The organism is Mitsuokella sp. AF33-22 (assembly GCF_003475755.1).
In the GTDB taxonomy this organism is placed as follows: domain Bacteria; phylum Bacillota; class Negativicutes; order Selenomonadales; family Selenomonadaceae; genus Mitsuokella.
Window position 1 is genome coordinate 194,123 of the sequence record NZ_QRQA01000001.1, and the last position, 12,515, is coordinate 206,637.

Annotated in this window: 11 protein-coding genes and 2 tRNA genes; 12 read left to right on the forward strand and 1 reads right to left on the reverse strand. The window is 57.7% G+C overall.

What is annotated here, in order from left to right:
* Window positions 1-89 precede the first annotated feature (89 nt).
* From dprA to codY, 6 genes are all read left to right on the forward strand, one after another.
* Window positions 90-1,187 (forward strand): DNA-processing protein DprA, encoded by a 1,098-nt coding sequence (gene dprA / locus DWZ54_RS01035; RefSeq protein ID WP_118474125.1) that lies wholly within the window; start codon window positions 90-92, stop codon window positions 1,185-1,187.
* On the forward strand, window positions 1,150-3,477 hold the full coding sequence (gene topA, locus DWZ54_RS01040; RefSeq protein WP_118474126.1) for a type I DNA topoisomerase: 2,328 nt from the start codon (window positions 1,150-1,152) through the stop codon (window positions 3,475-3,477). Before dprA ends, topA begins: the two co-directional genes overlap by 38 nt.
* Window positions 3,478-3,488: 11 nt before the next feature.
* Window positions 3,489-4,826 (forward strand): methylenetetrahydrofolate--tRNA-(uracil(54)-C(5))-methyltransferase (FADH(2)-oxidizing) TrmFO, encoded by a 1,338-nt coding sequence (gene trmFO, locus DWZ54_RS01045; protein ID WP_118474127.1) that lies wholly within the window; start codon window positions 3,489-3,491, stop codon window positions 4,824-4,826.
* Window positions 4,827-4,858: 32 nt separating this feature from the next.
* On the forward strand, window positions 4,859-5,404 hold the full coding sequence (gene hslV, locus DWZ54_RS01050) for an ATP-dependent protease subunit HslV (protein WP_118015582.1): 546 nt from the start codon (window positions 4,859-4,861) through the stop codon (window positions 5,402-5,404).
* On the forward strand, window positions 5,404-6,807 hold the full coding sequence (gene hslU, locus DWZ54_RS01055; protein ID WP_199663141.1) for an ATP-dependent protease ATPase subunit HslU: 1,404 nt from the start codon (window positions 5,404-5,406) through the stop codon (window positions 6,805-6,807). The genes hslV and hslU overlap by 1 nt, the downstream gene beginning before the upstream one ends.
* A 192-nt stretch (window positions 6,808-6,999) precedes the next feature.
* Entirely contained in the window at window positions 7,000-7,779 is a 780-nt protein-coding gene (gene codY / locus DWZ54_RS01060; protein WP_118015583.1) for a GTP-sensing pleiotropic transcriptional regulator CodY, read from the forward strand.
* 79 nt (window positions 7,780-7,858) lie between these two features.
* Here the strand turns inward: codY and trpD are convergent, their stop codons facing one another.
* Window positions 7,859-8,878, reverse strand: a complete 1,020-nt coding sequence (gene trpD / locus DWZ54_RS01065) for an anthranilate phosphoribosyltransferase (RefSeq protein WP_118474128.1) — start codon at window positions 8,876-8,878, stop codon at window positions 7,859-7,861.
* A 207-nt stretch (window positions 8,879-9,085) separates the two neighbouring features.
* Between trpD and DWZ54_RS01070 the strand changes: the two genes are divergently transcribed.
* The 6 genes from DWZ54_RS01070 to radC all read left to right on the forward strand — a co-directional run bounded on the left by DWZ54_RS01070 (window position 9,086) and on the right by radC (window position 12,463).
* A tRNA-Pro gene (locus DWZ54_RS01070) sits at window positions 9,086-9,162 on the forward strand.
* An 8-nt stretch (window positions 9,163-9,170) separates the two neighbouring features.
* Window positions 9,171-9,247 (forward strand) — tRNA-Arg (locus tag DWZ54_RS01075).
* Window positions 9,248-9,458: 211 nt separating this feature from the next.
* Window positions 9,459-10,736, forward strand: coding sequence for a sodium:proton antiporter (locus DWZ54_RS01080; protein WP_118474129.1), 1,278 nt, complete (start codon window positions 9,459-9,461; stop codon window positions 10,734-10,736).
* Window positions 10,737-10,912: 176 nt separating this feature from the next.
* Complete coding sequence (locus DWZ54_RS01085; protein WP_233541573.1) at window positions 10,913-11,191, forward strand: DUF4321 domain-containing protein; 279 nt, start codon at window positions 10,913-10,915, stop codon at window positions 11,189-11,191.
* Window positions 11,192-11,214: 23 nt separating this feature from the next.
* Window positions 11,215-11,820 carry a nucleoside triphosphate pyrophosphatase gene (locus tag DWZ54_RS01090; protein ID WP_118474131.1) on the forward strand — a complete coding sequence of 202 codons (606 nt, stop codon included), beginning with the start codon at window positions 11,215-11,217 and terminating at the stop codon, window positions 11,818-11,820.
* The gene (radC, locus tag DWZ54_RS01095) at window positions 11,774-12,463 is read left to right on the forward strand and encodes a DNA repair protein RadC (protein ID WP_118474132.1); all 690 of its coding nucleotides are present in this window, start codon (window positions 11,774-11,776) and stop codon (window positions 12,461-12,463) included. Before DWZ54_RS01090 ends, radC begins: the two co-directional genes overlap by 47 nt.
* The last annotated feature ends 52 nt before the right edge of the window (window positions 12,464-12,515 follow it).

Consider the following 12,515-nt stretch of genomic DNA (forward strand, 5'->3'; position numbering starts at 1 on the left):
TTATTCTGAAATTTTCGTGTAAGCAGTTGCATATTGAAAGCTTTTTTTGTAAGATGGTATAACGTACAGGTCAGGAAGAAGGCGATGGTATGGAATCGAAACAGGCTTTCCACTTGGCTGCGCTGGCGGAATGTCCCGGACTTGGCAGCCACCGTTTGAAACTCCTGCTGGAGGCGTATGGAGATGCTGAGCTGATTTGGCATCTGCCGGCAGCTGAGCTCGTACGGCGCGTGCCGATGCCCCGGCAGCTCTGTGCGAATGTGAATGCGTTCCGGCGCGGTCATCCGGACCGTCCGGCTGAGATCCTGGATCTCTGCACGTCGCGGGATATCCGTCTCTGCACCATCGAAGACGAGGAATATCCTAATATATTGAAGGAAATTTTCTCACCGCCGATGGTCCTCTACTATCGCGGGATGCTGGTGCCAGATGCCCTGCGCATTGCGATGGTCGGTGCGAGGCGCATGAGCCATTACGGGGAAGCGCTGGCCGTGGAATTCGGCCGGAAGCTGGCAGCAGCAGGCCTTACGGTCGTCAGCGGCGCCGCGCGCGGTATCGATACCTGTGCGCACCGCGGAGCACTCGAAGCAGGCGGCCGGACGGTGGCAGTGCTCGGCTGCGGCGCCGATGTCGCTTATCCGCGGGAAAACCGCCGCCTGCTTCAAGCCATTGCCGAGCGCGGAGCGGTCCTGTCGGAGTACGCGCCGGGGACGCCGCCGCTGCCGGCCTTCTTTCCGGCCAGAAACCGCATCATCAGCGGGCTGGCACAGGGGACGCTCGTCGTGGAGGCTGCGCGCCGCAGCGGTTCGCTGATTACGGCCGACCAGGCTCTTTCCGAAGGACGTGATGTCTATGCGATACCCGGCAGTGTCTGTTCGCCGACGAGCGAGGGATGCCACCATCTGATCCAGCAGGGTGCCAGACTCGTGACGCGTCCCTCTGATATCCTGGAGGACTGCGGCGTCATGCCGCTGCCGCCGCGCAGGACGCAGAAGCAGATGACGCCGGAGGAACACCGGGTTTACCAGGTCCTGTCGTTTGACCATGCACTGAGTATGGATGAGATCATCCTGAGTCTGCCCGATGGGGAGATGCCGAATTTATCCTTTACGCTCCTCAATATGGAGCTGAAGGGCCTGATTATCGAAAATGAATTGCATGCTTATCGGCGTGCTGAGAGGGAGTGAAGGTTTGGCTGCAACGAAAGCAAAGACCACAACATCAGCTAAAGCAAAGTCAAGATCCAAAGCAAAGACCAAAACGAAGAAGACGCTGGTCGTCGTCGAGTCGCCGGCCAAGGCTAAGACCATCGAGAAATACCTCGGCAGGAAATACATGGTTCGCGCTTCGATGGGGCATCTGCGCGATCTGCCCAAGAGTCAGTTCGGCATCGACGTAGAGCATGATTTTGCTCCGAAATACATCAATATTCGCGGCAAGGGCGATCTCATCAAGGCACTCAAGAAAGACGCCAAGAATGCCGATAAGATCTATCTGGCAAGCGATCCGGACCGCGAAGGAGAAGCAATCGCCTGGCACCTGGCTTTCATCCTCGGCATTGACCCGGCCTCTGACTGCCGCATTGTCTTCAATGAGATCACGAAGCCGGCCATCCAGGAAGCCGTCAAGCATCCGCGCAGCATCAATCTCGACCAGGTCGATGCCCAGCAGGCGCGGCGCATGCTCGACCGCATCGTCGGCTATAAATTGTCGCCGCTCCTCTGGCGAAAGGTGCGCAAGGGCCTGTCGGCCGGGCGCGTGCAGTCCGTGACGGTACGGCTCATCTGTGACCGCGAAAAGGAGATCCAGGCCTTCCAGTCGGAGGAATACTGGTCTGTCGGCGTCAAGCTGCGCAAGGGCCGCTCGGCGATGTTCCAGGCGGAACTCACGCAGGTCGATGGCAGGAAACTCGGCGTCAACGAAGAGGGCGGCAAGAAATTTGCCCTGCACAGCGAGAAGGAGACGACCGCTCTGGTTGAAGACCTTTCTCAGCAGGATTTCGTGGTGGCTGGCGTGAAGCGCAGCGAGCGCAAGCGCAAGCCGTCGGCGCCATTTACGACGAGCTCCCTGCAGCAGGATGCAGCGCGCAAGCTCGGCTTCACCTCGCGCAAGACGATGATGCTCGCCCAGCAGCTCTATGAAGGCATTGAGCTCGGCCGCCATGGCGCGACGGGTCTCATCACCTATATGCGTACGGATTCCACGCGCATCTCGGAGCTCGCTCAGCAGGAGGCCAAGGAATTCCTGACGGAGTCTTTCGGTGAATCGTATGTGCCGGCGAAGCCCAATATCTACGTGACGGGCAAGAAGGCCCAGGATGCCCATGAAGCCATCCGCCCGACGAGCCTGCAGCACACGCCGGAATCCCTGGAGAAATATCTCAACAAAGATCAGCTGCGCCTCTATACGCTTGTCTGGCAGCGGTTTGCCGCCAGCCAGATGACGCCGGCTGTCTATGATACCATGAGCGTGACCATCGGGGCCGGCAGCCGCTACCAGCTGCGGGCAGCCGGTTCTCAGCTTAAATTCGCCGGCTTTACGAAGGTGTATGCCGGCGCTGATGCGACGAAGAAGGAAAAGGATGTCCTGCTGCCGGATCTTGAGGAACAGGATGCATTGAGCCTAGCCAAGACCCTGCCGCAGCAGCACTTTACGGAACCGCCGCCGCGCTACAACGACGCTTCGCTCGTCAAGACGCTGGAGGAAAAGGAAATCGGCCGTCCGAGCACGTATGCGCCCATCATCGAGACAATCCAGGCCCGCGGCTACGTGCAGCGCATCGACAAGCATTTCCAGCCGACGGAACTGGGCTTCGTCGTGGTCGATATGCTGGAAACGTACTTCAAGGATATCGTCGATGTTAAATTCACGGCCAATCTCGAGAATGAGCTCGATGAGATTGCCGAGGGCAGGGTCGGCAAGAATCAGCTGCTGCGCGAATTTTACGGCCCTTTTGAGGAGACGCTTGAGGAAGCGGATAAGGCCATCGGCCACGTGGAACTGCCCGTTGAAGTCTCGAATGTCAAATGTGAGCTTTGCGGCCGCATGATGGTGGTCAAGCAGGGGCGCTTTGGCAAGTTCCTGGCCTGCCCGGGCTTCCCCGAGTGCCGCAACACGAAGCCGCTGCTGCGCGATACGGGCGTCAAGTGCCCGAAGTGCGGAGGCAGCATCGTGGAACGCCGCACGCGCCGCGGCCGCGTCTTCTACGGTTGTGAAAATTATCCGGACTGCGACTATACGACCTGGGATACGCCGCAGAAGGAAACCTGTGAGAAATGCGGGTCCTTCCTGCTCAAGCATCATTTCAAGAATGGCCGCGGCATGCTCTACTGCAGCAACGATGCCTGCGAGACGCGCATCGACCATCCGATCAACAAGGAGCTGGAGAAGATGCGCCAGCGGGCTGAGGCGAAGAAGAAGCGCGAGGAAGAGAAGGCTGCTGCCGATGCATCGGCAGCAGGAAACGACAAGCAATAAGGGAAGATAATATGAAACATGTCATCATTGTCGGGGCCGGCCTGGCTGGCTCCGAAGCCGCATGGCAGGCGGCACAGCAGGGCGTGGACGTCACGCTCTATGAGATGCGTCCCGTGAAATCGACGCCTGCACACAAGACGGCAGGCTTTGCGGAACTGGTCTGCAGCAATTCCCTGCGCGGCGCGGGCCTCGAGAATGCCGTCGGCGTGCTCAAGGAAGAGATGCGCCGCCTTCACTCCATCGTTATGGAAGCCGCAGATGCCACGCGCGTGCCGGCTGGCGGTGCACTGGCCGTCGACCGCCACGGATTCAGCGACTACATCACGTGCAGGGTGACGGAGCATCCGCGCATCACGGTGCTGCACGAGGAAGTGACGCAGATTCCCCTGCAGGAAGATGCCGTCACAATCATCGCAAGCGGCCCGCTGACGGCAGGCCCGCTTGCTGAGGACATCGCGGCGCGTACCGGCGGTGATTCCCTGTATTTCTACGATGCAGCAGCGCCGATTGTCAGCTTGGAATCCATCGACATGACGAAGGCTTACCGCGCTTCCCGCTATGGAAAGGGCGAGGCGGCCTACATCAACTGCCCAATGAACAAGGAAGAGTACGAGGCCTTTTGGCAGGCTTTGACCACGGCCGAAAAGGCGCCGACGAAAGACTTTGAGAAAGAAAAGTTCTTTGAAGGCTGCATGCCCGTTGAGGTCATGGCCAGCCGTGGCATCGATACGCTGCTCTATGGCCCGCTGAAACCCGTCGGCCTTGAGCATCCGGAGACGGGCGTGCGGCCTTATGCGGTCGTGCAGCTGCGCCAGGACAATGCCAGTGCTACGCTTTACAACATCGTGGGCTTCCAGACCCATCTCAAATGGCCGGAGCAGCGGCGCGTCTTTGGCATGATCCCGGGACTCGAACATGCGGAGTTCCTGCGCTACGGCGTCATGCACCGCAATACATTCCTCAATTCGCCGCGCCACATGCTGCCGACCATGCAGTTCAAGGGCATCGACAATCTGCTGTTCGCCGGTCAGATGACGGGGGTGGAAGGCTATATCGAATCAGCTTCTTCGGGCCTCGTCGCCGGCGTCAATGCGGCGCGGCTGGCCCGCGGCGAAGAGCCTCTCGTATTTCCTGAGGAAAGCTGCCACGGCGCACTCTGCCATTACATCACGACGAGCGAGGCCAAGCACTTCCAGCCGATGAATGTCAATTTCGGCCTGTTGCCGCCCGTGTCGACCCGGGATGCCAACGGCCGCCGCATCCGCGACAAGAAGATGAAGAAACAGCTGCTGGCCGAACATGCGCTGGCAGCGATTGAAGCGTTCAAACCACAGATCTTTGGCTGCTGAAGCGGCTGAGCATCCAGAAATGAGGAGATCGTATGAGTGAAGTACAATTCCATGCCACGACCATCTGCGCCGTGCGCAAGAATGGCAAGACGGCCATTGCCGGCGACGGCCAGGTTACGTTTGGCCAGAATACCATCATGAAATCAACGGCCCGCAAAGTGCGCCGGATCTACCATGGCAAAGTGCTGGCCGGTTTTGCCGGTTCCGTTGCCGATGCCTTTACGCTGTTCGAGAAGTTCGAAGCCAAGCTCGAGGCCTATAACGGCAATTTGACGCGTGCTGCCGTCGAGCTCGCCAAGGAATGGCGCACGGATAAGATGATGGGCAAGCTTGAAGCCCTTCTGCTGCTGGCCGATGCCAATACGCTGCTGATGCTTTCCGGCAATGGCGAGGTCATCGAGCCGGACGGCGACGTCGCCGCCATTGGTTCGGGCGGTTTCTTTGCGCTGTCGGCTGCGCGTGCGCTCGTCAAGCATACGGACATGGAGGCCCGGGACATCGCCAAGGAAGCACTGTCCATCGCCGCTGACATTTGCGTCTACACCAATCACAATATCAGAGTGGAGGAACTGGACTGATGGAAAATCATATCGAGACTATCGGCGTCAATGAGCAGACGCCGCGCGAGATTGTCGAAGAACTCAATCACTACATCGTAGGTCAGGATGAAGCCAAGCGTTCCGTTGCCATCGCGCTGCGCAACCGCTGGCGCAGCCGCCAGCTCACAGGCAGCATGAAGGAAGAAGTCATTCCGAAGAACATCCTGATGATCGGTTCCACGGGTGTCGGCAAGACGGAGATCGCCCGCCGCCTTGCCAAGCTCGTCAAGGCCCCGTTCATCAAGGTGGAAGCGACAAAATTCACGGAAGTCGGCTATGTGGGCCGCGATGTCGAATCCATCATCCGTGACCTCACGGAAACGGCCGTGCGCATGGTGCGCCAGCAGCGCCTGGATGCCGTACAGGACAAGGCGGCAGAGCTCGCCGAGGAACGTATTCTCGATGTCTTCGTGCCGGAACCGAAGAAGTCCCAGAATCCGCTGGGCCGTCTTTTCGGCGGCGACGAGGAGCCGGAGGAGAAGAAAGAGGGCGAGCCCAAGTACCAGGCCGGCCGCGAGTGGGTGCGCAAACGCCTGCACAAGGGCGAGCTTGAAAAGGAGCTCATCGAGATCGATGTGGAAGAATCCGGCCGTCCGATGATCGGCATGTTCGCCGGCTCCAGCCTTGAGGGCATGGGCGACAATCTCCAGGACATGCTCGGCAACATCATGCCGAAGCGCCACAAGAAACGCAAGGTCAGCGTCGAGCAGGCCCGCAAGATCTTCACGCAGGAAGAGGCGGGCAAGCTCATCGATATGGAAGCCGTGGCAGAAGAGGCTGTGCGCCTCACCGAGTACTGCGGCATCGTCTTCCTCGACGAGATCGATAAGGTCGCCGTCAAGGGGGCAAGCTCGGGTGCTGATGTTTCGCGTGAGGGCGTGCAGCGCGATATCCTGCCAATCGTCGAGGGCTCGCAAGTCTCGACAAAATACGGCCAGGTGCGCACGGACCACATCCTCTTCATTGCGGCCGGTGCCTTCCACATGGCGAAGCCGTCCGATCTCATTCCCGAGCTCCAGGGCCGTTTCCCCATCCGCGTGGAACTCAAGTCCCTGCGTAAGGAAGATTTTGAACGCATCCTGACGGAACCGCAGAATGCACTGCTCAAGCAGTATGAAGCCCTGCTGGCAACGGAAGGCGTCAGCCTGACATTCCAGCCGGAAGCCGTCAGCCGGATTGCGGAATTGGCCTGCGCTGTCAACGAGCAGGCCGAGGACATCGGTGCCCGCCGCCTGCACACTCTACTCGAAAAGGTGCTCGAAGATGTCAGCTTCCGCGCGCCGGAGCTTGAGGACAAGCACGTCGTCATTGATGCGGCCTATGTGGATCAGCGCCTGTCAGATATCGTCGTGAACCGCGACCTTTCTCAGTTCATCCTGTAATGGCAAAGGAGGCAGGGATACAGCCAGCGATGATGTTGCTTGTTGTATCCTGCATCCTTTTTTGTTTCTTTTTCGTGAAATTCTTGAAAAATTCTCGGATACATCTTTGACTATTTTGAAAAGTGTGATAAAATAGGAGTGGAAAATTTTTATCGGAACTGAATCGTAGCATGTATCAAAGGAGAATACGTTATGGCATCTTTATTGGAGAAAACCCGTAAAATCAATCGTCTGCTGCAGCGTTCGGAAAATGTGGAATACGATGGTATTTCGCGTGTCCTGAGCAATGTGCTCAATGCAAACGTCTATATTACCAATAAAAAGGGCAAGATTTACGGTTACGCATTTGTCGATGACTTCGAGTGCGATCTGATGATCGACAAGGTCATTGACCGCGGCGAATTCCCGAAGCACTATGTCAACTGGCTCATGCGCATGGATGAGACGAATGCCAACCTGCGCTCGAAGACCGGTATGTGTGCTTACGAGGAGAACACGAAGTGCCTGTTCAACGGCAAGAATACGACTATCGTGCCGATTTACGGCGTGGGCGAGCGCATCGGCACGCTGATTGTCGCGAAATACGATGAGGAATTCACCGATGACGACCTGCTGCTCTGCGAGTACGGGGCAACCGTAGTCGGCATGGAGATGCTGCGCGATCATGCGGAGAAAATCGAGATTGAGGCCCGCAAGAAAGCCACGGTGCAGATTGCCATCAACACGCTTTCGTTCTCGGAGCGCAAGGCAGCCTTTGCCATTCTCTCCGCGCTCGACAGCACGGAAGGCCTGCTCGTCGCTTCGAAAATCGCCGATCAGGTCAAGATCACGCGCTCGGTCATCGTCAATGCCCTGCGCAAGTTTGAATCGGCCGGCGTCATCTCGTCGAAGTCGCTCGGCATGAAGGGCACGTACATCAAGGTCCTCAATGAGTATTTGCTCGACGAAGTGCAGAAGCTTCGCAACGAGTAAGTGCCAGCAAAAAAAACGCTGTCTCAGCTTTCGTCTGAGGCAGCGTTTTTTATATCGTATATCCGGTTTTTCGTATGAGTCAGGCCTCATGCGAGAGCTGCTTGAATTCTTCCAGCTTCTGCAGGGCGGCGCCGGATGCGATCATCTGGCGGGCTGTTTCGATGCCTTCGGCGATGTCCCGGGCTTTGCCGCCGACGTAGATGGCGGCGCCGGCGTTGAGCAGGACGATGTCGGTCTTGGGTCCCTGGGCACCCTTGAGGATATCAAGCGTGACCTGTGCATTCTCGGCGGGGTCGCCGCCCCTGATATCATCCTTGGTGCAGCGCTTAAAGCCGAAGTCCTCCGGCTTGATCGTGTAGCGACGGTACCAGCCGTCGCGGAACTCGCAGATGCTCGTCGGTGCACTCAAAGAGAGTTCATCGAGGCAGTCCTGGCCGTAGATGACCATGCCGTTCTTGACGCCGAGGTTCAAGAGAACCTTGGCCAGCGGCTCGAGCAGGTATTCATCGTAAACGCCGAGCACCATGCGCGTCGGATGGGCCGGGTTCGTCAGGGGACCCAGGATGTTGAAGACCGTGCGTATGCCGAGTTCCTTGCGGATGGCACCGACGTACTTCATGGATGCGTGGTATTTCTGAGCGAACATGAAGCAGATGCCGATTTTATCGAGCTCTTCGACTACCTTGGCAGGTGGCTGGTCGAGGTTGACGCCGAGTGCCTCGAGGCAGTCGGCGGCGCCGCATTTGGAGGAGGCGGCACGGTTGCCGTGCTTGGCGACCTTGACGCCGGCCGCGGCGATGATCATGGCGGCTGTCGTCGAGATGTTGATGCTGTGTGCATGGTCGCCGCCGGTGCCGACGATGTCGAGCACATCCATATCGTGCTCGACTTTCAGGGCGTGGTCGCGCATCGCCATGGCCGAACCTGAAATCTCGTCTATGGTCTCCGCCTTGGTGCTCTTTGTCGAGAGGGCAGCCAGGTAGGCGGCATTTTGCACCTGCGTCGTCTGGCCATTCATGATTTCGTTCATGACGGTATACGCCTCATCATAGCTGAGGTCTTCCTTGCTGACAATTTTTTCAATCGCTTCTTTAATCATACTGTGCCTCCATTCTTCCTGCCTGTTCAAAGTCAGGGGCTATTACTGCTAACCTTACCATTCATGTGTAACGTTGTCAACAAGATGCTTTTGACCTGCCCGCCATATGATAAGGAAAGGACAAATACGGCAGCAAAGATGCCAGTCTTTTCCCAATAGAAGCGTTGACAAGCGAATGAGAACCCGTTATAATAGTAAGGTACTTAACGGGATGTAGCGCAGTTTGGTAGCGCGCCTGCTTTGGGAGCAGGATGTCGCAGGTTCGAATCCTGTCATCCCGACCATCTATTTTGCGTCTGTAGCTCAGCTGGATAGAGCAACGGCCTTCTAAGCCGTGGGTCGCGGGTTCGAATCTTGCCAGACGCACCATGTATACGACAGCTCCGGCGCAGCCGGGGCTTTTTTGTATGTACCGGATCTTTTGCTTGCTATGAAGTATGACTTTATGGTATGATGGTATAAGAGAATTGCATAGGTAAATTTTAGGCGGAGTCTGTTCAACCATGGGCTCCGTCTATTTTTGCAGATGCGGGGAAGAAAAGTTTATGTCATTTGCCATCAAAGGAGGAATTTTTTCGGAATGGGAACTTTAGCAGCCATTATCTTTGTGCTGATGTACGTGCTGATCGTCTCAGAAAAGGTTCATCGCACGATTGTCGCCATGCTCGGTGCCATCCTCATGATCATCGTCGGCATCATGCCAGTGGAAACGGCCCTGCACCATATTGATTTCAACACACTCGGACTGCTCATCGGCATGATGATCCTCGTGAGCATCACGGCCAAGACGGGACTCTTTGACTACGTGGCCATCAAGACGGCCAAGGCGGCCAAAGCCAAGCCGCGCCGCCTGCTCATCTATCTCGGCTTCATCACGGCGATTTTCTCGGCCTTCCTGGACAATGTGACGACGGTGCTCCTGATGGTGCCGGTCACCTTTGCCATTACGAGCAAGCTCCACATCCCCGTTGTTCCGTTCCTGCTCACGCAGATTCTGGCCTCGAACGTCGGCGGTACGGCCACGCTCATCGGCGATCCGCCGAACATCATGATCGGCAGCGCCGTCAAGGAATTGACATTCGTGGCGTTCATTGAGAACCTCACGCCGGTTGTCATCGTCTGCATGATCGCCGTCCTGCTGGTCATGGATGTGCTCTACCGCAAGCAGATGGTCACGAAGCCGGAACTCCAGGCTGAAATCATGCAGATGGATGAGAAGAAATCGCTGAAGGACAGGAAACTCCTGGCGCGCTCGCTCTTCGTGCTCGGCCTGACCATCCTGGGCTTCTTCACGCATTCCTTTACGCATATCGAATCGTCGGTCGTCGCCCTGTTCGGCGCATTCCTGCTTCTGCTGCTCGCCGGCGGCAGCCAGCACGATGTGGACTTCTCGATGCGCAAGGTGGAATGGGCGACGATCTTCTTCTTTGTCGGTCTCTTCGTGGCGGTCGGCGGCCTCAGCGAGACGGGCATCATCCGTGACCTCGCGACGCAGGCTGTGGCTCTGACCGAAGGCGATGTGACGAAGACCTCGCTGCTCGTGCTCTGGCTCTCGGCACTCGTCTCATCCGTCCTCGACAACATCCCGTTCGTGGCGACGATGATCCCTCTGATCCAGAACATGGGGGCAATGGGCGTCGATAATCTCGAACCTGTATGGTGGAGCCTCTCTCTCGGCGCCTGCCTGGGCGGCAACGGCACGCTGGTCGGTGCCTCGGCCAATCTCATCGTGGCCGGCATGGCAGCTGACCGGGGTATCAAGATCTCGTTCCTGAATTACTTCAAGATCAGTTTCCCCATCATGATCCTGACGATCGTCCTCTCGACCATTTACGTTTATCTGCGTTATCTCCTCTGAGAAACGTGCTGTTGAGGCCTGCATCATGCAGGCCTTTTTCCATCTCCGAATCTGACGGGGAATGGCGAAAATGGCAGGGAATGGCAGATTGTGATAAGTTTTTGCCGTATTGGCAGGATTTTACAGGCGTGACAAGAATATAATGATACAGTATGATATGTTTGGAGGGGTTCTATTTGTCTAGGTTTGGTGGGCGTGGATACGGCATGTGTATCCTTTTCATCGTAATTGGTGCAGTCCTCGGCGGCATGCTCGGAGAGCTTTTGAAAAGCGTTCCGGCTTTGTCCGGCGTCATGCCGTCTCTTACGGCATCCTTCCCGATTTTTGCTATGGAATCACCCGTGACGATTGATCTCTATGTCATTCGCCTGACGCTGGCCCTGTCGTTCACGCCCAATATCATGAGCATGCTCGGCATCATCGTGGCCGTCGTCCTGTATCGGAAATATTGCTGAATTTGAGGAAGGGAAGGATTACATTGTTTATCTTGGCATCTGGTTCTCCTCGCCGCAGGGAACTCCTGCAGCAGATCGGCGCCAGTTTTGAGGTGGTGGTGAGCGAGGCCGAAGAGCTTTCCGGCGCTTCGCTGCCGCCCGGGGAACTGGTGAAGGAAAACGCCGTCCGCAAGGCTGAGGCCGTGGCACACGAGCATCCGGGGCTGCCGGTGCTTGGTGCTGACACGGTGGTCTTCCTGGACGGCCGGGTATTCGGCAAGCCGCAGAATGAAGCGGAGGCAAGAGACATGCTGCGCACGCTGTCGGGGCGCGAGCACGAGGTAGCGACGGGCTTTGCCTGGGTGAAGGGCAGCGACGTCCTCACGGAAGTCGTGACGACCCGTGTCTTCTTCGGCACGCTGAGCGATGCGGACATCGATGCGTACATCCGGACGGGCGAGCCGATGGACAAGGCCGGGGCCTATGCTGTGCAGGGCCGGGCGGCGGCGTTCATCGAGTCGATCGAGGGCTCCTTTTCCAATGTCGTCGGACTGCCTCTCTTCGATGTCTGCCGGCTGGCCAGAAAGGCAGGTATCGATCTCTATGACCATCATGGTGAAAGACCTACCGCGGGAGGAACGCCCGCGTGAGAAACTGCTTGCGTACGGTGCCTCGGCCCTGAGCAATGCGGAGCTCCTGGCCATCCTGCTGCGGACGGGCACGCAGGAAGCGTCCGTCCTGCATCTGGCCGAAGGCGTCCTCGCGAAATACCAGGACCTCGGGCTGCCGGCCATCATCCACATGTCGGCGCAGGAGCTGACGGAGGTCAAGGGCATCGGCCTTGCCAAGGCGGCGACCATCCTGGCCGCCGTGGAGCTCGGACGGCGTCTGGCTACGCGCGCGGCCCGTCAGGTGGAGGCCATCCATGGCCCGGAGGACGCGGCCCGTGTGGCGATGCCGCATCTGCGTTATGAGCGCAAGGAGCATTTCGCCGTTCTGCTGCTCAACACGAAGAATCATGTGCTTGGTCTGCGGGATGTATCGGTCGGCAGCCTGTCGGCCTCCATCGTGCACCCGCGCGAGGTGTTCCAGATGGCCATCCGCTACGCGGCCGCGGCGATGATCCTCGTGCACAATCATCCAAGCGGCGATCCGAGCCCGAGCCGGGAAGATCTGGCCGTGACAAACCGCCTCGTCAAGGCCGGACGCATCATGGATATCCCAGTTCTCGACCACATCATCCTGGGAGATGACCGGTTCCTGAGTTTAAAAGAAAAAGGCATGCTTTCTTAAATAATTCTTGACAATTCCAGGTCTTCCCATTACATTCATCTATGAGATGTGT

Bases quoted from the DNA above. Each gene is read 5' to 3' on its own strand.
- dprA (WP_118474125.1), top strand. From the start codon at position 90: ATGGAATCGAAACAGGCTTTCCACTTGGCTGCGCTGGCGGAATGTCCC.
- topA (WP_118474126.1), top strand. From the start codon at position 1,150: ATGAATTGCATGCTTATCGGCGTGCTGAGAGGGAGTGAAGGTTTGGCT.
- trmFO (WP_118474127.1), top strand. From the start codon at position 3,489: ATGAAACATGTCATCATTGTCGGGGCCGGCCTGGCTGGCTCCGAAGCC.
- hslV (WP_118015582.1), top strand. From the start codon at position 4,859: ATGAGTGAAGTACAATTCCATGCCACGACCATCTGCGCCGTGCGCAAG.
- hslU (WP_199663141.1), top strand. From the start codon at position 5,404: ATGGAAAATCATATCGAGACTATCGGCGTCAATGAGCAGACGCCGCGC.
- codY (WP_118015583.1), top strand. From the start codon at position 7,000: ATGGCATCTTTATTGGAGAAAACCCGTAAAATCAATCGTCTGCTGCAG.
- trpD (WP_118474128.1), bottom strand. From the start codon at position 8,878: ATGATTAAAGAAGCGATTGAAAAAATTGTCAGCAAGGAAGACCTCAGC.
- DWZ54_RS01080 (WP_118474129.1), top strand. From the start codon at position 9,459: ATGGGAACTTTAGCAGCCATTATCTTTGTGCTGATGTACGTGCTGATC.
- radC (WP_118474132.1), top strand. From the start codon at position 11,774: ATGACCATCATGGTGAAAGACCTACCGCGGGAGGAACGCCCGCGTGAG.